The 19,181-nt window shown below is 68.1% G+C and carries 14 protein-coding genes; 13 read left to right on the forward strand and 1 reads right to left on the reverse strand.

What is annotated here, in order from left to right; translation table 11 throughout:
- Positions 1 to 117 precede the first annotated feature (117 nt).
- On the reverse strand, positions 118 to 1,974 hold the full coding sequence (locus AC3WRR_RS25240; RefSeq protein ID WP_010811337.1) for a phosphoenolpyruvate carboxykinase (GTP): 1,857 nt from the start codon (positions 1,972 to 1,974) through the stop codon (positions 118 to 120).
- 460 nt (positions 1,975 to 2,434) lie between these two features.
- Between AC3WRR_RS25240 and AC3WRR_RS25245 the strand changes: the two genes are divergently transcribed.
- The 13 genes from AC3WRR_RS25245 (at position 2,435) to AC3WRR_RS25305 (ending at position 19,180) form a co-directional block, all read left to right on the forward strand.
- On the forward strand, positions 2,435 to 3,460 hold the full coding sequence (locus AC3WRR_RS25245) for a D-2-hydroxyacid dehydrogenase family protein (protein ID WP_492298430.1): 1,026 nt from the start codon (positions 2,435 to 2,437) through the stop codon (positions 3,458 to 3,460).
- A gap of 227 nt (positions 3,461 to 3,687) precedes the next feature.
- A complete protein-coding gene (locus AC3WRR_RS25250) occupies positions 3,688 to 4,860 on the forward strand; it encodes an MFS transporter (protein ID WP_492298432.1) in 1,173 nt (390 codons plus the stop codon).
- 165 nt (positions 4,861 to 5,025) lie between these two features.
- Entirely contained in the window at positions 5,026 to 5,664 is a 639-nt protein-coding gene (locus AC3WRR_RS25255; RefSeq protein ID WP_011616272.1) for an MOSC domain-containing protein, read from the forward strand.
- 260 nt (positions 5,665 to 5,924) lie between these two features.
- A complete protein-coding gene (locus tag AC3WRR_RS25260; RefSeq protein ID WP_010811341.1) occupies positions 5,925 to 7,163 on the forward strand; it encodes an efflux RND transporter periplasmic adaptor subunit in 1,239 nt (412 codons plus the stop codon).
- Between the two features lie 3 nt (positions 7,164 to 7,166).
- Positions 7,167 to 10,364, forward strand: a complete 3,198-nt coding sequence (locus AC3WRR_RS25265; protein WP_010811342.1) for an efflux RND transporter permease subunit — start codon at positions 7,167 to 7,169, stop codon at positions 10,362 to 10,364.
- 321 nt (positions 10,365 to 10,685) lie between these two features.
- The gene (locus AC3WRR_RS25270) at positions 10,686 to 11,522 is read left to right on the forward strand and encodes a ChaN family lipoprotein (RefSeq protein WP_492298434.1); all 837 of its coding nucleotides are present in this window, start codon (positions 10,686 to 10,688) and stop codon (positions 11,520 to 11,522) included.
- A 326-nt stretch (positions 11,523 to 11,848) separates the two neighbouring features.
- On the forward strand, positions 11,849 to 12,817 hold the full coding sequence (locus tag AC3WRR_RS25275) for a Bug family tripartite tricarboxylate transporter substrate binding protein (protein WP_010811344.1): 969 nt from the start codon (positions 11,849 to 11,851) through the stop codon (positions 12,815 to 12,817).
- A 230-nt stretch (positions 12,818 to 13,047) separates the two neighbouring features.
- Positions 13,048 to 13,521 carry a tripartite tricarboxylate transporter TctB family protein gene (locus AC3WRR_RS25280; RefSeq protein WP_010811345.1) on the forward strand — a complete coding sequence of 158 codons (474 nt, stop codon included), beginning with the start codon at positions 13,048 to 13,050 and terminating at the stop codon, positions 13,519 to 13,521.
- Between the two features lie 32 nt (positions 13,522 to 13,553).
- Entirely contained in the window at positions 13,554 to 15,068 is a 1,515-nt protein-coding gene (locus tag AC3WRR_RS25285; RefSeq protein WP_010811346.1) for a tripartite tricarboxylate transporter permease, read from the forward strand.
- Positions 15,069 to 15,192: 124 nt separating this feature from the next.
- Complete coding sequence (locus tag AC3WRR_RS25290) at positions 15,193 to 16,251, forward strand: AbrB family transcriptional regulator (protein WP_010811347.1); 1,059 nt, start codon at positions 15,193 to 15,195, stop codon at positions 16,249 to 16,251.
- Between the two features lie 50 nt (positions 16,252 to 16,301).
- Entirely contained in the window at positions 16,302 to 16,724 is a 423-nt protein-coding gene (locus AC3WRR_RS25295) for a PaaI family thioesterase (protein WP_011616275.1), read from the forward strand.
- 22 nt (positions 16,725 to 16,746) lie between these two features.
- The gene (locus tag AC3WRR_RS25300; protein ID WP_492298436.1) at positions 16,747 to 17,643 is read left to right on the forward strand and encodes a patatin-like phospholipase family protein; all 897 of its coding nucleotides are present in this window, start codon (positions 16,747 to 16,749) and stop codon (positions 17,641 to 17,643) included.
- 67 nt (positions 17,644 to 17,710) lie between these two features.
- Positions 17,711 to 19,180: a dihydrolipoyl dehydrogenase family protein gene (locus AC3WRR_RS25305; protein WP_439668420.1), complete on the forward strand. Its 1,470-nt coding sequence runs from the start codon at positions 17,711 to 17,713 to the stop codon at positions 19,178 to 19,180.
- Position 19,181 lies beyond the last annotated feature (1 nt).

Consider the following 19,181-nt stretch of genomic DNA (forward strand, 5'->3'; position numbering starts at 1 on the left):
GGCGGGGTTGGTGAAGTACGCAGTGGAGACGCTGGGGGATAGCGAGGCGGGATAAAAAAACGCCCGTCTCGGCAGAGACGGGCGTCTTTATTGCGAACTGCGCGAACCGTGGCGCGATCAGCCTTCCAGCCGCTTGCCCAGCGCCGCCCGCACATCCGCCAGCGCCTGCGGCAGCCGATGCCGCAGCTTGGTGAACAACTCATCATGCAGCACCAGCTCCTGCTGCCACGCTTCACGGTCGATTGAAGTCACCTGCGCGAACTGCGCCGGCGTGAAGTCAACGCCATTCCAGTTCAGGTCCTGGTAGCGCGGGGTAGTGCCGAACATATGCTCGGCGGCTTGCCCCTTGCCTTCCACGCGGTCGATCATCCACGACAGCACGCGCATGTTCTCGCCGAAGCCTGGCCACACGAAGTTGCCGTCGGCGTCCTTGCGGAACCAGTTGACGCAGTAAATCCTCGGCAGTTTCGCGCCCGCGGCTTCCAGCTTCTTGCCGAGTTCGAGCCAGTGGCCGAAGTAATCACTCATGTTGTAGCCGCAGAACGGCAGCATGGCGAACGGGTCGCGGCGCACCACGCCCTGCTGGCCGGCGGCCGCGGCGGTGGTTTCCGAACCCATGGTGGCGGCCATGTAGACGCCTTCGGTCCAGTTGCGGGCCTCGGTCACCAGCGGCACGGTGGTCGAGCGGCGGCCGCCGAAGATAAACGCATCAATGGGTACGCCGGCCGGGTTGTCCCAGTTGTCGTCGATCGACGGGCACTGCGATGCCGGCGCGGTGAAGCGGGCGTTCGGGTGCGCAGCCTTGGCGCCGGTGGCCTTGGCGATTTCCGGGGTCCAGTCCTTGCCCTGCCAGTCGATCAGGTGCGCCGGCGCTTCCTTGGTCATGCCTTCCCACCACACGTCGCCGTCGTCGGTCAGCGCCACGTTGGTGAAGATGACGTTTTCCTTCAGCGTCGCCATCGCGTTGTAGTTGGTCTTCTCGCTGGTGCCCGGGGCCACGCCGAAGTAGCCGGCTTCCGGGTTGATCGCGTACAGGCGGCCGTCCTGGCCCGGCTTGATCCAGGCGATGTCGTCGCCGATGGTGGTGACCTTCCAGCCCTCGAAGCCCTTGGGCGGGATCAGCATGGCGAAGTTGGTCTTGCCGCAGGCCGACGGGAACGCGGCGGCGACGTGGTATTTCTTGCCCTCGGGCGAGGTCACGCCAAGGATCAGCATGTGCTCGGCCAGCCAGCCTTCATCGCGGCCCATGGTCGATGCAATGCGCAGCGCAAAGCACTTCTTGCCCAGCAACGCGTTGCCGCCGTAGCCGGAGCCGAACGACCAGATCTCGCGCGTTTCCGGGAAATGGACGATGTACTTGGTCGGATTGCACGGCCAGGCCACGTCCTGCTCGCCGGCGGCCAGCGGCTTGCCCACGGTGTGCACGCACGGCACGAACTCGCCGTTGCTGCCCAGCACGTCGTACACCGCGCGGCCCATGCGCGTCATGATGCGCATATTGACCGCCACATACGGCGAATCGGACAGTTCCACGCCAATATGGGCGATCGGCGAACCCAGCGGGCCCATCGAGAACGGCACCACATACAGCGTGCGGCCGCGCATGCAGCCGTCGAACAGGCCGTTCAGCGTCTGGCGCATCTCGGCGGGTGCGGTCCAGTTGTTGGTGGGGCCGGCGTCTTCCTGCTTTTCAGAGCAGATAAAGGTGCGATCTTCTACCCGCGCCACGTCCGAGGGGTCCGACAGTGCCAGGAAGGAATTCTTGCGCTTGGCCGGGTTCAGCCGCTTCATGGTGCCGGCGGCGACCATCTGCTCGCACAGGCGGTCGTATTCTTCCTGGGAGCCGTCGCACCAATGGATATTGTCAGGCTTGGTCAGGGCGGCGATTTCCGCGACCCAGGCCACCAGCTTGGGGTGCTTGACCCAGGCCGGCGCATTGACGGGCGCCGTACCTTGCATCGTGGGGTGGTTCATACTGCAGACTCCAGATTCGTAAAGGGAAGGAAGGGAAGAATCCTTGCAAAGCCTGGCCAGCGGGCAGATGGGGCCGTCACACGCCCGGAGTGATGGTCACACTCGGATCGACACATCCCGTTACAACTCCGCGGCGGCCCCGTTTATGCAAAAGGTCGCGGCGGTCCCTGCGGCTGCGCTACAGTTGCGCTTCGCGCGCGCAGGGGTGGCTGCGCGGGCTGGCCGGACTTTGCCCGGGTGCGATCGCGTGGCGGGAGCAATGCTCGACCGACAATCCGCGGCGGCACCGGAACGGGCAAGGATACCACTGGCGCACCCCCCTGTTTTTTGCTATGCAACAATCGCCGCCACCGGCCGGCGCGGGTTTTTCGATATTTCTCAACAATACTGTTGGCCGGCGCGCTGCTCGGTGGCCGCGCGCACCAACCGGCACAAGACCGTTAGATAACCAGAGTTGCCGATGAAGATTGCCGTACTCGACGATTACCAGGATGCCGTGCGCAAGCTGCCTTGCTTCAGCTTGCTGGAGGGGCACGACGTCAAGGTGTTCAACAACACCGTCAAGGGCGTGGGCCAGCTGGCCGCACGCCTGTCAGACGTCGAAGCCGTGGTGCTGATCCGCGAACGCACCCGCATCACCCGGCAACTGCTGGAAAAACTGCCCAGACTGAAGCTGATCAGCCAGACCGGCAAGGTCGGCGCCGGCCCCGGCAGCCATATCGACCTGGATGCCGCCACCGACCGTGGCGTGGCTGTGCTCGAGGGCGTGGGTTCGCCAGTTGCGCCGGCGGAGCTGACCTGGGCGCTGATCATGGCGGCGCAGCGGCGCATTCCCCAATACGTCGCCAGCCTGAAGCATGGCGCCTGGCAGCAATCGGGGCTGAAATCGACGACGATGCCGCCCAATTTCGGCCTTGGGCAGGTGCTGCGCGGCCAGACGCTGGGGATCTGGGGCTACGGCAAGATCGGCCGGCTGCTGGCTGGCTACGGCCGCGCCTTTGGCATGAAGGTGCTGGTCTGGGGCCGCGAGGCGTCGCTCGAAGGCGCCCGTGCCGACGGGCTGGGCGTGGCCGAATCTAAGGAGCAGTTGTTTGCCGACAGCGATGTGCTGTCGATGCACCTGCGCCTGAATGACGACACCCGCGGCATCGTCAAGATGACTGACCTGACCCGGATGAAGCCCACGGCGCTGTTCGTCAACACCAGCCGTGCCGAACTGCTGGAAGAGAACGCGCTGGTCACCGCGCTGAACCGGGGCCGCCCGGGCATGGCGGCCATCGACGTGTTCGAGTCCGAGCCGATCCTGCAGGGCCACGCGCTGCTGCGCATGGAAAACTGCATCTGCACGCCGCACCTGGGCTATGTTGAGCGCGACAGCTACGAGCTGTACTTCCGCACCGCGTTCCAGAACATCCTGAACGTGCTGGCCGGCAACCATGACTGCATCGTCAACCCGAAGGCGCTGGCGCCGGTGCTGACGCGCTGAGTCACCAGCGGCCGGATTGCCTCCGGACGGCCCGCCCCCGACACCCCTGTTCCGCCATGCGGGACAGGGGTGTTTCACATCTGGCCGGGCATTTCCTCCGGGAAACGCGAATTCCACGAAACCGCTACACTCGGGACTTCCCTTACCGCCCGGCCTGCCACGGCCCGCGGCAGCCCAGACAACAACAAGGCGCCCCCCTGCGCCAATCCACAATTCCCAAGGCCGGCATGGACCCCAGGCTAGTGACGCTCTGCGTCGGCAACTTCGTCATTGGCACCGGTGCGATGATCGTTACCGGCATGTTGAACGACATTGCCGGCGATTTCGGGCTGGGCGCGGCCAGCGCCGGGCAGCTGATCTCGGTGTTTGCGCTGGCCACCTGCATCGGCGCCCCGCTGTTTGCCACGCTGGGCTCGCGCATCGACCGCCGGCTGCTGCTGGCCGGGTCGCTGCTGGTCTACGGGGTAATGCACCTGGCCGCCGCGTTTGCGCCCAGCTTTGCGGCGCTGATGGCGATCCGCTTCCTGACCGCGATCGGCGCGGCCATCTATACGCCCCAGACCGCCGCCACGCTGCCGCTGCTGGTCAACGCACAGACGCGCGGGCGTGCCATCAGCTTTGTGTTTCTTGGCTGGAGCATTGCCAGCGTGGTGGGCGTGCCGCTGGGCACGTGGATTTCCAGCACGCTGGGCTGGCGCGTCAGCATGGCGCTGGTCGGGGCCCTGGCGCTGCTGGTGTCGGCGGCGGTCTGGCGCGCGCTGCCGCGCGGGCTGAAGGTGCCGCCGGCCGGGCGCGAGGCCTGGGGCGCGGTGCTGCGCCACAAGCCGATCATGCTGGTGGTGCTGACCACCATGATCTCGTCGGCGGGCATGTTCACTGTGTTCACCTATATCGCGCCGCTGATGCGCGACGTTTACGGCATCAGCGGTGGCGCGCTCAGCCTGATGTTCCTGGCCTATGGCGCCTGCGGCGTGTTCGGCAATGCCATGGCGGCGTCGCGCATGGACCGGGTCACGCCCAGCCGGATCGTGCAGGTCACGCTGCTGACCTCGATCACGGCCATGGTGCTGTGGCCGCTGGCCGGGTTGGGCAGCGTTGCGCTGGTGTTGCTGTTCATGCTGTGGGGCGCGGGCGGGTTTGCCACCAACAGCGCGCAGCAGGCGCGGCTGGTGCTGCTGGCGCCGGAGCGTGCATCGGTGTCGATCTCGCTGAATTCTTCATCGATCTACCTGGGCCAGGCCGCCGGCGCCATGGCCGGGGCCGCCATCTATACGCTGGCCGGCGCCGATATGCTGCACTGGGGCGCGGCGGCGCTGATGCTGGTGGCGCTGGCGGTATCGCAACGCGCCCGGGCGCTGGGCTGCCAGTGGCAGCGGCCGCAGGCGGCGCAGCAGGTGTGATGCAAGGCTGAAACCAGAGGCGGCTCCCCGCCGCCGGCTTCCTTGTGAGGGACCGCACCAAGCACTTGTCCACAGTGTTATCCGCCCCGTTATCCTCAGGCATATCCGCAGCTTATCCACAACCCTTTCCACAGCCGGAAGGGTAACCACAAAGCGGGGGCGCACGTGAGCGAATCCAGACCTCGGCCGGGCCTTGCGCGCGTGCTGGCGGTAAGCCTGGGCAAGGCCATCCCGCTGGTGGTCGCGGGGGCTGGCACCGAGGCGGTGGTGCTGTCGGGCATTCGCAAGCACCCTGTCAGTACCCTGCTGCACCCGTTGCGGGTACAGGTGCAGCCGCTGGGCCTGGCCGGCGACGAACAGGGTGACCTGACCGTGCACGGCGGCCTGGACAAGGCGGTCTACGCCTATCCCTTCGAGCACTACCCGTGGTGGAACGCGCGCCGCCGCGCGTGCGGGCAGCCTGAGTCAGGCCCGCCGTTGCCGTTTGGCGCCATCGGCGAGAACCTGACCCTGGAGGGGCTGCTTGAATCCCAACTCTGGATCGGCGACCTCGTGCGCGTGGGCACGGCCCTGCTGCGGGTGGAGTCGCCGCGCAAGCCCTGCTACAAGTTCAATGCCGCGCTGGGCTACCGCCACGCGGTGCGCGACATGATCCAGAGCGGCTACTCCGGGGTCTACCTCAGCGTGGTGCTGAAGGGAGAAGTGCGCGCCGGCGATGTCGTGGTTGTGCAGGCCGGGCCACGCGAACTGTCGGTCGACAGCGTCAATCAGTGGCGCCGCGATGGCCGGCGGCAGCTTTTCTGATAATGTTTGTCTAACCATACAAGCGCCCCGCTAAACACATCTCCGGCCTCCCCTGTGGCCCGGACGGCGTTTGCCGGTGCCGGGCATTACCAGACCCTTGCAACCCTGTAACGGACTGTAATACGCGGCGCTGGCTCCGGCGGGCGAAGCGCGGTACTAGTAGAGTCTTTGCGCGACGCGCACCGGCAACATCTGGGCACAACCAGCCGGGCGATTACGGGGAGTGGCGCGAAGACGCGGTGCAGAGGGTCCACACAAATATGAAATCTGACAGGATCGACCAGCCCAAGGGCTTCGTCGACAGCAACTGGAGGGCGGCCACCGGAACCGGGCGCGGCCGCGTATCGCCGTGGGCGGTGGTGGCCGTGGTGCTGGTCATTGCCGGCCTGGGCTGGTTTGCCTGGCGTACCTGGTTTGCGCCCAAGCCCGCGCCCAAGGCGCCGGCCGCCGTGGTGGTGTCCACCGCGCGCGTGCAGCAGGGCGACGTGCCGCTGCAGGTCACGGCCAACGGCAATGTCACCGCGCTGTCCACGGTCGAGGTGCGCCCGCAGGTGTCCAGCACCGTGCGCACCGTCCATATCAAGGAAGGCCAGACCGTCAGGCCGGGCGACCTGCTGTTCTCGCTCGATACCCGCATGGACGAGGCCAACCTGGCCAAGGCTCAGGCCCAGTTGCTGCGCGACCAGGCCGACCTGGCCGATGCCCGGCGCACGCTCGCGCGCAGCCAGGAGCTGCTGCAGCGCAACTTCATCTCCAGGAGCGCGGTCGACACCGCCCAGGCCAAGGTGGATGGCTTTGCCGCCACCGTGCGCGCCGACCAGGCCGCGATCGAAGCCAGCCGCGTGGCGGTCAGCTACGGCGCCATCCGCGCCACCATCAGCGGCCGCACCGGCGTGATCAACGCCTTCCCGGGTTCGCTGGTGCTGCCCAACAGCACCCAGCCGATGGTCATCATCGCCCAGGTGCAGCCGATTGCCGTCACCTTCAGCCTGCCCGAGCGGCAGCTCGGCGCGCTGCGGGAGGCGCTGCACGCCGGCCCGGTGCAGGTCACCGCGCTGCCCAACGACGGCAGCAAGACCCCGGTGACCGGCAGGATCACCTTTGTGGATAACACCGTCGATCCGCAGTACGGCACCATCCGCGTCAAGGCGCAGTTCGACAATGAGGAGCAGCGGCTGTGGCCGGGCACCTATGCCAACGTCAACGCCGTGGTGCAGACCCTGAAGGGCGCGCTGTCGGTGCCGCCGCAGGCGGTGGTGACGGGCCCCGAAGGCCGCTTTGTCTATGTGGTCCAGCCCGACAGCAAGGTGGCGCGCGTGCCGGTGCAGGTGGTGACCACCACTGCCGCCGCCGCCGTGGTCGAGGGGGTGCAACCCGGCGCCCGCGTAGTCGTGGAAGGCATGCAGAACCTGCGCCCCGGCGCGCTGGTGCGCGAGGCCCCGGCCGCCGGCGCCTCGGCCGCCGCCGCCCGTCCGGCCCCTGCCACCGCGGGGCACTGAGCCATGACGCTGTCTGAACTCTGCATCCGCCGTCCGGTGATGACGGTGCTGCTGTGCCTGGCGGTGGTGGTCGCCGGCATCGTGCTGTATCCGACCATCCCGATCGCGGCGCTGCCCAGCTTCAACTCGCCGGTGATCCAGGTCACCGCCACGCTGCCCGGCGCCAGCCCGGAGACCATGGCGGCGTCGGTGGCCACGCAACTGGAGAAGCAGTTCGCGACCATCCCCGGCGTGACGGTGATCAGCTCGCAGAACACGCTCGGCAACTCCAGCATCACCATCGAATTCAACAACGACCGCAATATCGACGACGCGGCCGTCGACGTGCAGGCGGCGCTGTTCCGTGCCCAGCGTTCGCTGCCGATCGAGATGACGGTGCCGCCGTCGTACCGCAAGGTCAACCCGGCCGACGCGCCGGTGCTGCTGCTGGCGATCAACTCGCCGGCGATGAGCCTGGCCGACCTCAATGCCTTTGGCGACAACCTGATCTCGCCCACGCTGGCCACGCTGCCGGGGGTGGCGCAGGTGCAGATCTTCGGGCAGAAGCGCTTTGCCGTGCGCGTGCGCGCCCACCCCGATGCGCTCGCCGCGCGCGGCCTGACGCTGGACGAGCTGGCCACGGCGCTCAATCGCGCCAACGCCAACACGCCGGTGGGCACGCTCGACAGCGCGCGCCAGACCCTGACCATCCAGGCCAACCGGCAGCTGACCAGCGCCGACGCCTTCCGCAACATCATCGTCGCCAGCCAGCCCAGCGGCGCGCTGGTGCGGCTCTCTGACGTGGCCGAGGTCGAGGACAGCGTCGAGACCATCAAGACCGGCAGCTGGCTCAACAACGAGCGCTCGATTGTGCTGGCCGTGCTGCGCCAGCCCGACGCCAACACCGTGGCAGTGGTCGATGCGATCAACGCCGCCCTGCCCCGCCTGATCCAGCAGATGCCGGGCTCGGTCAATGTGTCGGTGGTCAACGACCGCTCGCGCTCGATCCGCGAATCGATCCACGACGTGCAGTTCACGCTGGCGCTGACGGTGGCGCTGGTGGTGATGGTGATCTTCCTGTTCCTGCGCCGCGCCGCCGCCACGCTGATCCCCACGGTGTCGCTGCCGATCTCGCTGATCGGCACGGTGGCGCTGATGAAGGCCTTCGGCTACAGCCTGGACAACGTCTCGCTGCTGGCCATCACCCTGGCGGTGGGCCTGGTGGTGGACGACGCCATCGTTATGCTCGAGAACATCGTGCGCCATATCGAGGAAGGCGTGGCGCCGCTGAAGGCCGCGCTGGTGGGTTCGCGCGAGATGGGCTTCACCATCCTGTCGATCTCGATCTCGCTGGTGGCGGTGTTTATCCCGATCTTCTTCATGCCGGGCGTGATCGGGCTGTTGTTCCATGAATTTGCCGCGGTGGTGTCGCTGGCGATCCTGGTATCGGCGCTGGTGTCGCTGACGCTGATCCCGATGCTGTGCGCGCGCTTCCTGTCGGCCGAGAACGTGCCGGTGGATGAATCGCACCATGCCTACGGCGACCACGCGTCGGCGCAGCCCGCCATCGTGCAGAAGCAGACCTTCGGCATGCGCTCCACGCAGTGGTTCGAGAACCTGTTCGAGTTCACGCTGCACCGCTATGCGCGCGGGCTGGACTGGTGCCTGGCGCACCGCCGCACCGTGCTGGCGGTCGCGGGCCTGACCTTCGTGCTGACCGCGGTGCTGTTCGTCACCATTCCCAAGGGCTTCTTCCCCGAAGAGGACATCGGCCAGATCCGCGTCAACGCCGAAGGCCCGCAGGACATCTCCTTCGACGCCATGGCGGAACGCCTGCGCGACGCCGCCGAGCGCATGCGCGCCAACCCCGCGGTCAAGAGCATCGTGGTCGCCATCGGCGGCGGCCCGTCGCCCGCCATCAACACCGGGCGCATGTTTGTCGAACTGAAGCCGCGCGGCGAGCGCGAAGCGATGCCGAAGGTGATCGAGTCGCTGCGGCGCGATGTTGCCGGTGTGCCGGGCCTGGCGGTGTACTTTGCGCCGGTGCAGAACCTGCAGCTGGGCGGGCGCCAGAGCAAGAGCCGCTACCAGTACACATTGCAGAGCGTGAAGGCCGGCCAGCTGCAGGACTCGTCCGACCAGCTGATGGCAAAGATGCGCGCCGATCCGATCTTCCGCGACGTCACCAGCGATTCGCAGCAGTCCGGGCTGGAGGCGCACCTGTCGATCGACCGCGACAAGGCCAATGCGCTGGGTGTGCAGATGCAGGACGTGCGCACCGCGCTGTACTCGGCCTTCGGCGAGCGGCAGGTGTCGACCATCTATACGCCGATCGACAACTACTACGTGATCCTGCAGGCGGCCGATGTCGACCGCACCGACGAGAGCGCGTTCTCCAAGCTCTATGTGCGCAGCAAGACCGGCCAGATGGTGCCGGTCTCAGCCTTCGCCACCACCGAGCGCCGGGTCGGGCCGATCTCCGTCAACCACCAGGGGCAGCTGCCTTCGGTGACGGTATCGTTCAACCTGGCGCCGGGCGCGGCGCTGGGCGATGCTTCGGCACGCATCGACCGCTACCGGCAGGAGATCGCCATGCCCAGCTCGATCTTCACCAGCTGGGGCGGCGACGCGGCGGTATTCCAGTCGTCGCAGGCCACGCAGATCGTGCTGCTGGTGGCGGCCATCGCGGTGATCTACACGCTGCTGGGCGTGCTGTATGAAAGCTATATTCATCCGCTGACGATCCTGGCGGGTTTGCCTTCGGCGGCGGTGGGCGCGTTGCTGACGCTGTTCATCTTCAATGTCGAGCTGTCGCTGATTGCCGTGATCGGCGTGCTGATGCTGATCGGCATCGTCAAGAAGAACGCGATCATGATGATCGACTTCGCGCTGGCCGCGCAGCGCGAACAAGGGATGACGCCGGCGAAGGCGATCCGGCAGGCGTGCCTGCTGCGCTTCCGGCCGATCATGATGACGACCTTCGCCGCGGTGATGGGTGCGCTGCCGCTGGCGCTCGGCTTAGGCGCCGGTGCCGAGTTGCGCCAGCCGCTGGGCCTGGCCGTGGTCGGCGGCCTGCTGTTCTCGCAGGTGATCACGCTGTTTATCACGCCGGTGATCTACCTCGCACTGGACCGGTTCTCCGGGACGGGGCCGTTGCAGATTGATTCTGAAGGCACCAAGCTGCCGGACAAGGCTCCGGGCGAGACCGTGCACCAGCGCTGAGGCACCGGCAGACAAGAGGAGGCCGCAGCATTGCTGCGGGCTCTTTGCTTTCGAGGTGCCGGCCAGGGTCGGACATCAGCGACATGTAGTGGCTGCACGCGCCATCCGCCTGAAAGCGGGCGCGGCTACGTGCTGGTGACGTGGGCGCGCCGGCACAAGGTTGCGAACACCGACGCGCTCGACGTTGCCGCGCACCGCCTGCTGGAACGCCCGCGCATCGTCACGGAATGATGACGTGACCATCACACCAACCCGGGCAACAAGCGGGAGCGCAGGCCGCCAACCCCGCCACTACAACGAGATAGGGAAAGGAACTGCGTGATGTCATTCCGTTTGCGCATTGCCGGCATGCTGGCCGCCGCTGTCGCAGTGCTGGCGACCGGCTGTGCCGCCACCGGCCCGGCACCCGAGGCGGTCAGCGCCGCCTTCGCCGGCAAGTCCTACGTGCTGCTGGGCGAGGTCCACGACAACGCTGCCGCGCAGCAGCAGCGCCTGGCCGCGCTGACGCGCGCCGTCGAGCAAGGCTGGCGCCCGGCCATCGCCATGGAACAGTTCGACCGCGAGCGCCAGCCCGATATCGAGCGCGCCCGCCGCGAGCGCCCGCGCGATGCCGACTACCTGATCGCCCAGGCCGGCGGCGGTGCCTGGCAATGGCCGCTGTACCGGCCGGTGGTGGCGCTGGCGCTGCGGTACGAACTGCCGCTGGTGGCGGCCAACCTGTCGCGCGCCGACGCTGACAAGATCGTGCGCGGCGGACTGGACAGCCTGTTCCCGGCCGGCGAGCGCCAGCAGCTGGGCCTGTCCCACGCGCTCCCCGGCGACCTCGTGGCCGCGCAGACGGCGGTGCTGGACCGGGGCCACTGCGGCAATTTCCCCAAGGCCATGCTGCCCGGGATGCTGGCGGCGCAGGCCGCGCGCGATGCGGTGATGGCGCAGACGCTGCGCCCCTACGCGCAGCGCGGCGCGGTGCTGATTGCCGGCAACGGCCACGTGCGGCGCGACATCGGCGTGCCGCGCTGGCTGGGGGCGGGCGTGGGGCAGGTGGTCAGCGTGGGGTATGTGGAAAGCCCGCCTGCCGACGGCGAGTTCGACATGGCCGTGGTGGTGCCGGCGGTGGCGCGCAAGGACCCGTGCCTGCAGGCGAAGCCGGCGGGTTGAGGGGCCTGCGCCCGCGCTGCAATCCGCCATCCACGTAAACCCCGACCCTTTCTGCCCCCGATTGACAGCCTTTTGACAGTTTCCCCCGCCTAGAATCCGCCCCATGACCGGTAATTCCGGTCTGACGTTCACCAAAAGTCCAAGAACAGTCCCGGCCACGCCCCGCCGCGCCGGACAGGAGACAAGCACCGGCACTGCGCCTTTCGCGCAGTCCGCCAGGCTGTCTTCCCGTCCCCCGCAACGCAGTGGCAGCCGGAACGCCCGGGTCGGATCGCGGCTGCCAGCAGGCTGGCATGGCGCATCCCCGGTAACACCAGGAGACCACTATGCGCCGTACCTATTCCCGCCTGGCCCATGCCGTGATGGCATCGGCCGCCGTTGCCGCCACCTTCGCCGCCGCGCCGGCCTTTGCGCTCGATAGCGTCAAGGTCATGATCGGCGCCAACCCCGGCGGCGGCTTTGACCAGACCGGCCGCTCGCTGGGCGCCGCGATGATTGCCGCGGGCCAGGCCAAGACCGCTTCATACGACAACAAGGGCGGCGCCGGCGGCACCATCGCGCTGACCCAGTTCGTCAATACCGACAAGGGCAACCCCAATGCGCTGATGGTGGTGGGCGCGGTGATGGTGGGCGCGATCGAGACCAACAAGCCGCCGGTCACGCTGAAGAACGCCACCCCGATCGCGCGCCTGTTCGCCGACACCATGGTCATCACCGTGCCGGCCAGCTCGCCGATCAAGTCGGTCAAGGACCTGACCACGCAGCTCAAGGCCAACCCGGGCAGCGTCAGCTGGGGCGGCGGCTCCAAGGGTTCGATCGACCACATCCTGGCCGGCCTGATCGCCAAGGAATCGGGCGTCGATCCCAAGAAGATCAACTACGTGCCGTTCCAGGGCGGCGGCGAAGCCTCGGCCTCGATCATGGGCGGCCACGTGACGGTGGGCATCGCCGGCGTGTCGGAATTCCTGCCCTTCATCAAGAGCGGCAAGATGCGCGCGCTGGCGGTGACCTCCAAGGACCGCACCGCCGATATCCCGACGCTCAAGGAGCAAGGCGTGAACGTCGAGATCTATAACTGGCGCGGCGTGTACGGCGCGCCCGGCATCAGCGCCGAGCAGCGCAAGGCCATGATCGACGCCGTGGTCAAGGCCACCGAGAGCCAGGCCTGGAAGGACACGCTGCAGAAGAATGACTGGACCCCGTTCCTGCTGACCGGCGACGAGTTCGGCAAGTTCGTCGACAGCGAATCGGCCCGCCTGGGCGGCTCGCTGCGTGAACTGGGCGTGGCCAAGTAAGAACTGCCGGCGGCACCCAAACCGGCAGTACCGCATCAACCTGCTTTACCTGTCGTGCCTGCCAATCCCGCCGGTGAACCCGGCGGCAGGAAAACGGCGCAGGGCCCGGTGTCCACCTGCGATACCAGACAAATAATCATATGTCGCCGGGCCCTGCCGCCGCGCGGGCAGCACCTGCCAGCGTCGCGGACGCCAGCACCCATGCTGGCGACAAAGGCCAAGGAGTCTCCATGAAACCCTCGCACCTCGCCATCGGCATTGCCGTGCTGGCGCTCTCGCTGTTTTTCTTCCTCGGGCTGTCCGGCATTTCCGGCGACGAGGGCTACGCCGGCCTGTCGCCGCGCTTCGTGCCCACGCTGGTGGCCGTCGGCCTGGCCGTGTGCGGCGCGCTGCTGACCTGGCAGGGCGTGCGCGGCGGTTTCCGCAATATGCCGGAAGAAGATGCCGAGCTGCCCAACGCGCCGCACAACTTCGGCGGCTTCCTGTGGGTGGCCGCGGGCCTGGTGCTGAACATGGCGCTGATCGGCACGCTTGGCTTCGTGATCGCTTCCACGCTGCTGATGGTGTGCGTGGCGCGTGGCTACGGCAGCCGCCGCATCGTGCGCGACGCGCTGATGGGCCTGTGCATCACGGTGCCGATGTGGGCGCTGTTTGAGTTCCTGCTCGGCATCAACCTGCCGCTGCTGCCCATCGCCGGCTTCTGAGCCCGCCCGCCCGTCCAGCAAGGAGTCTTCGAATGGATACCCTGAACCAGCTGATGCACGGCTTTGCCGTGGCCATCACGCCGATCAACCTGATGTGGGCCCTGGTGGGCTGCTTCCTTGGCACCGCCATCGGCGTGCTGCCGGGCATCGGCCCCGCGCTGACGGTGGCAATGCTGCTGCCGCTGACCGCCAAGGTGGAACCGACCGCCGCGCTGATCATGTTCGCCGGCATCTACTACGGCGCGATGTACGGCGGCTCGACCACCTCGATCCTGATGAACACGCCGGGCGAGTCTTCCACCATGGTCACAGCCATGGAAGGCAACCTCATGGCCAAGAACGGGCGCGCCGGCCCGGCGCTGGCCACCGCGGCGATCGGCTCGTTCGTGGCGGGCACCATCGCCACGGTGATGCTGTCGATGTTCGCGCCGGTGGCGGCGGACGTGGCGCTGCAGTTCGGCCCGGGCGAGTACTTCATGATCATGCTGCTGGCCTTCACCACGGTCTCGGCGGTGCTGGGCTCGTCGCTGCTGCGCGGCATGACCGCACTGTTCCTGGGCCTGGGCATCGGCCTGATCGGCATGGATTCGCTGTCGGGCCAGACCCGCTATTCGATGAACGTGCAGGAGCTGTACGACGGCATCGACATCGTGGTGGTGGCGGTGGGCCTGTTCGCGGTGGGCGAGGCGCTGTTCAACGCGTTCTTCCCGCAGCCGGCGGGCACCTTCAACAAGCTCAGCTCGGTCCACATGAACAAGTCGGACTGGAAGCGCTCGATCCCGGCGTGGATCCGCGGCACCTTCATCGGCTTCCCGTTCGGGCTGATCCCCGCCGGCGGCGCCGAGATCCCGACCTTCCTGTCGTATGCCACCGAGAAGAAGCTGTCCGACCACAAGGAAGACTTCGGCAAGGTCGGCGCGATCGAAGGCGTGGCCGGCCCCGAAGCGGCCAACAACGCCGCAGTGACCGCGACGCTGGCCCCGCTGCTGACGCTGGGCATCCCCACCTCCAACACCACCGCGATCCTGCTGGCCGCGTTCCAGAACTACAACCTGCAGCCGGGCCCGATGCTGTTCCAGACCTCGGGCGACCTGGTGTGGGGCCTGCTGGCGTCGCTGTATATCGGCAACGTCATGCTGCTGGTGCTGAACCTGCCGGCGATCGGGCTGTGGGTGCGCATGCTGCGCGTGCCCACGCCGCTGCTGTACGGCGGCATCCTGATCTTCGCCGGGCTGGGCGCCTACGGCATCCGCCAGTCGTGGTTCGACCTGCTGCTGCTGTTCGTGGTCGGCCTGCTCGGCATGGTGATGCGCCGCTTCGACTTCCCCACCGCGCCGGTGATCGTGGGCATGATCCTGGGGCCGATGGCCGAGAAGCAGCTGCGCAATGCGCTGTCGATCGGCCAGGGCGACTGGACCCTGTTCCTGCGCCAGCCGATCTCGGCCACCATCCTGGCGCTGACCGTGGCGGTGGTGGTGATCCCGCGCCTGTTGCGCTGGCACGCGACCCGCACCTCGGCGCACGCGCAGGCCGACAACGCGGCCTGATGCGCGCGATCTTGCGGTAAGCTTTGCGAGGCCCGCACGCCAATGGTGTGCGGGCCTCTTGTCTTTCGTCTCTCGTTTTCCAAAACAACAAGGCGCCGGCGCTTCCGTGCCAGGCCGCTGAACCATGCGTCTCTTCTCCAACCCCTGGCTGTCCGCGCTGCCCACGCTGGCGCTCGGGCTGGCCGCCGCCCTGCTCTGCACCGCGCTGCATACCCCGCTGCCGTGGATGATCGGCCCGCTGCTGGCCGTGGCCGCCGCGCGCATGGCCGGGGCCGACCTGCGGGCGCCGTCGCAGGCCCGCAACGCGGGCCAGTGGGTGATTGGCGCGTCGCTCGGGCTCTACTTCACGCCGGACGTGGTGGCGCGGTTGGTGGAATACCTGCCCTACATCATTGCCGGCTCGCTGTTCGCGCTGGTGCTGGGCGCGGGCGGTGCCATCCTGCTGCGGCGGACCACCGGCGTGGCTTTCAAGACCGCGTTCTTCTCCACCGCCATCGGCGGCGCCTCGGAGATGGCCAACCTGGCCGAGCGCAACGGCGCGCGCATCGACCAGGTGGCGGCCGCGCATTCACTGCGGGTGCTGATGGTGGTGGTGACCGTGCCGGCCATCTTCCAGTACGGCGGCATCCACGGGCTCGACCCCTATATCCCCGGCCCGCGCGTGGTCAGCGCCCCGGGGCTGCTGGCGCTGGTCGCGATCACGCTGGGCGTGGCGCTGCTGGTGAAGCGGCTGAACATGCCCAACCCGTTCGTGATCGGCACGCTGCTGGCCGCGGCGGTGCTGACCGCGTCCGGGATCGAGCTGTCGGCCATCCCCACCTGGATGAGCCGTGCCGGCCAGCTGCTGATCGGGGTCTCGCTGGGGGTGCGCTTCTCGCGCGAGTTCCTGCATACCGCGCCGCGCTTCCTGTCGGGAGTGGCGCTCTACACCGTGCTGGCGCTGGTGGTATCGGCGCTGGTGGGCTGGGGGCTGTCGGCGCAGTCGGGCGCGCACCCGGCCACGGTGATCCTGGGCACCACGCCGGGCGGCATCGCCGAGATGTGCATCACGGCCAAGGTGCTGGAGGTGGGGGTGCCGCTGGTGACCGCGTTCCACGTGATCCGGATGGCCTTCGTGGTGCTGGCCACCGGCCCCCTGTATCATTGCCTCAAACATCGCGTCGCGCCGGAGGAGACAGAGTAGCGGTCCGTTACAGGACGGCTACGGTGCGGCCAGCCAGAACCAGGAGCGCCATGTCCGAAGCCGCACCGCAATTCAGCCTCAACGATATCGACGCCACGCTGGAGCGCGTGCTGGCGCCATGGGTGCGCCAGCTCGGCCTGCGTGCCGAAGCCGTCGATGCCCAGGGCGTCACGCTGCGCCTGCCGTTCAGCGAATCGTTCCGCCATGCGGGCGGCGTGGTCTGCGGCCAGGTGCTGATGTCCGCCGCCGATACCGCCATGATCGTTGCCGTGGCCAGCGCGCTGGGCGCCTTCCGCCCGATGACCACGGTCACGCTCACCACCAATTTCATGCGCCCGGTGATCGACGGCGACGTGCTGGTGCGCGCCAACGTGCTGCGGCTGGGCAAGACCGTGGTGTTCGGCGAGATCGAGCTGACCGGCACCGACGGCAAGCTGGCGGTGCAGGCCACCACCACCTACGCCCTGCTCTGATCCCCTCGCAACGCCAGCGCCCATGACTTCCGGCCACGCCCATCCCTTCGACCAGGTCGTCTTTGCCGGCGGTGGCAACCGCTGCTGGTGGCAGGCGGGCTGGTGGGACACGGTCGCGCCGGAACTGCAGTTGCGCCCGCGCGTGATCGCCGCGATCTCGGCCGGCGCGGCGACGGCGTGCATGGTCTATGCGCACGACTCGCACCAGACCATGGACTACTACCGCGAGGTCCTGTCCAACAACCGCCGCAATGCCTACTGGGGCAACCTGCTGCGCAATGAGCGCGTGTTCCCGCATTACGGCATCTACCGCACCGCGCTGCTGACGATCTTCGCCGACGGGCGCCTCTCGCACCTGCAGCAGGCGCCGGAGATCCGCATCGGCGTGGCCCATATCCCGCGCTGGAGCGGCCCGCGCCTGGCGGTGGCAGCGGGGCTGCTGGCGTACAACATCGACAAGCATGTGCTCAAGACGCTGCACCCGCGGCTGGGGCGCAAGCTGGGCTTCCGGCCGGAGTTCGTGCGCGCGCAGGACTGCGATTCGCCCGAGCAGCTGGCCGACCTGCTGCTGCAGTCGGCTTCCACGCCGCCGTTTACGCCGGTGCTGCGCCGCGGCGGCCGCCCGGTGCTGGACGGCGGGCTGGTCGACAACGTGCCCGTGGACGCGCTCGATGCCACCCCGGGCAATGTGCTGGTGCTGGTGACAAGGCTGTATCCGCGCCCGCGCCGTTTCGTGCTTAAGCAAGGCGGCCAGCGCCGCCTGTACCTGCAGCCCTCGCAGCGCGTGCCGATCTCGAGCTGGGACTACACCCGGCCCGATGCCATGACTCACGCCTACGAACTGGGCCGCCGCGACGGGGAAACTTTCCTGCGCGAGTGGCCGTCGATCCTGAATACCGAACTGCGGCCCGCTGCCTAGTTTCTTGTTTGCTGGCGCTGGCCTGATTGTTGTCGATGCGGCCCGTGTGCCGCGACAGGAGGCATGGATGACTAAGCGCCAGACAACCCCCGCCGGGGCCAGGGAACCGCGGCGCGCCCGCGAGGTCAGCGCGGCGCCGCCGGTGGAGCAGGTGCCGCGCGTGCGCGACGGCCGCACGCGGCGCAATGACAAGGTGCGCAAGGCAGACCTGGTGGTGATCGGCGGCGGCTCGGGCGGCGTGGCCTGCGCGCGGCGTGCCGCCGCGCACGGCGCACGCGTGATCCTGGTCGAGCGCGATGCCATCGGCGGCACCTGCGTCAACCGCGGCTGCGTGCCCAAGAAGATGCTGTCCTACGGCGCCGGCTGGTCGGCCATCCTGTCGGGCTGCCTGTCGCATACCGGTGGGCGTGAGGACTGGCGCGACGCCATCGTGCGCGTCAATGCCGAGGTTGCGCGGCTGAACGCGGGCTACACCCAGCGCCTGCACGAATCCGGCGTGGAAATCCTGCGCGGCGATGCACTGGTTACCGGCAAGGACGAAGTGCGCGTCGGCGACGAGACCATTCACGCGCGCCGCATCCTGATCGCCACCGGCGCGCGCCCGCGCGCGCTCGAAGTCCCGGGCGGCGAACTGGCCGCCAGTTCCGACGATGTCTTCACCTGGCAGACCGTGCCGGGTTCGATCGCGGTCATCGGCGGCGGCTACATCGGCGTGGAGCAGGCCTCGATCCTGTCGCGCTACGGCGTCAAGGTAGACCTGATCGTTGCCGGCGACCGGCTGCTGCCCCACTTCGACCACGACATCTCCCGGTCGCTGGCCGAGGCACTGACCGCGCGCGGCGTGCGCCTGCACCTGAACGCCAGGGTGCACCTGCTGAGCCAGGCCAACGGCGCGGTTGAAGTGTGCTACCGCCCCACCGACCGCCCCGGCCAGACCGAGGCTGTGCGCGCGCAGGCCGCGCTGGCGGCGATCGGGCGCATTTCCAACGTGCAGGGCTTCGGGCTCGAGGCGCTTGGCGTGGACTTTGGCGACAAGGGCGGCATCCGCGTGGACCGCCAGTTCCGCAGCAACGTGCGCGGCATCTACGCGCTCGGCGACGCCATCGACGGCCTGCACCTGACCCCGGTGGCCACCGCGCAGGGCCGCTGGCTGGCCGACCGCCTGTACGGCCGGCGCGGCGAACGCGCCGATTTCGACTTCGTGCCCACCGCGGTGTTCTGCGAGCCCGCCATCGGCGCCGTGGGCCTGACCGAGGCCCAGGCGATCGCAGCCGCCGGCAGGCCCGAGCGCATCCGCACCGTGGTCAAGCGCTTTGTCTCGCTGGAAAACCGCTTTGCCGGCAACTCCCACCAGTCGATGTTCAAGCTGGTGCTGAACGCGCGCAGCGGGCGCGTGCTCGGTGCGCACCTGATGGACGACGCCGCGCCCGAGATCGTGCAGACGCTGGCGGTGGCATTGCGGCTGGGCGTGCGCGAATCGCACCTGCAGACCACGGTGCAGCTGCATCCGACGGTGGCGGAGGAGTTATATGGTTAGG

This window comes from Cupriavidus sp. FW305-3-2-15-C-LB2, assembly GCF_058787575.1.

Bases quoted from the DNA above. Each gene is read 5' to 3' on its own strand.
- AC3WRR_RS25245 (WP_492298430.1), top strand. From the start codon at position 2,435: ATGAAGATTGCCGTACTCGACGATTACCAGGATGCCGTGCGCAAGCTG.
- AC3WRR_RS25295 (WP_011616275.1), top strand. From the start codon at position 16,302: ATGTCCGAAGCCGCACCGCAATTCAGCCTCAACGATATCGACGCCACG.
- AC3WRR_RS25260 (WP_010811341.1), top strand. From the start codon at position 5,925: ATGAAATCTGACAGGATCGACCAGCCCAAGGGCTTCGTCGACAGCAAC.
- AC3WRR_RS25240 (WP_010811337.1), bottom strand. From the start codon at position 1,974: ATGAACCACCCCACGATGCAAGGTACGGCGCCCGTCAATGCGCCGGCC.
- AC3WRR_RS25275 (WP_010811344.1), top strand. From the start codon at position 11,849: ATGCGCCGTACCTATTCCCGCCTGGCCCATGCCGTGATGGCATCGGCC.
- AC3WRR_RS25270 (WP_492298434.1), top strand. From the start codon at position 10,686: ATGTCATTCCGTTTGCGCATTGCCGGCATGCTGGCCGCCGCTGTCGCA.
- AC3WRR_RS25250 (WP_492298432.1), top strand. From the start codon at position 3,688: ATGGACCCCAGGCTAGTGACGCTCTGCGTCGGCAACTTCGTCATTGGC.
- AC3WRR_RS25265 (WP_010811342.1), top strand. From the start codon at position 7,167: ATGACGCTGTCTGAACTCTGCATCCGCCGTCCGGTGATGACGGTGCTG.
- AC3WRR_RS25300 (WP_492298436.1), top strand. From the start codon at position 16,747: ATGACTTCCGGCCACGCCCATCCCTTCGACCAGGTCGTCTTTGCCGGC.
- AC3WRR_RS25285 (WP_010811346.1), top strand. From the start codon at position 13,554: ATGGATACCCTGAACCAGCTGATGCACGGCTTTGCCGTGGCCATCACG.
- AC3WRR_RS25305 (WP_439668420.1), top strand. From the start codon at position 17,711: ATGACTAAGCGCCAGACAACCCCCGCCGGGGCCAGGGAACCGCGGCGC.
- AC3WRR_RS25280 (WP_010811345.1), top strand. From the start codon at position 13,048: ATGAAACCCTCGCACCTCGCCATCGGCATTGCCGTGCTGGCGCTCTCG.
- AC3WRR_RS25290 (WP_010811347.1), top strand. From the start codon at position 15,193: ATGCGTCTCTTCTCCAACCCCTGGCTGTCCGCGCTGCCCACGCTGGCG.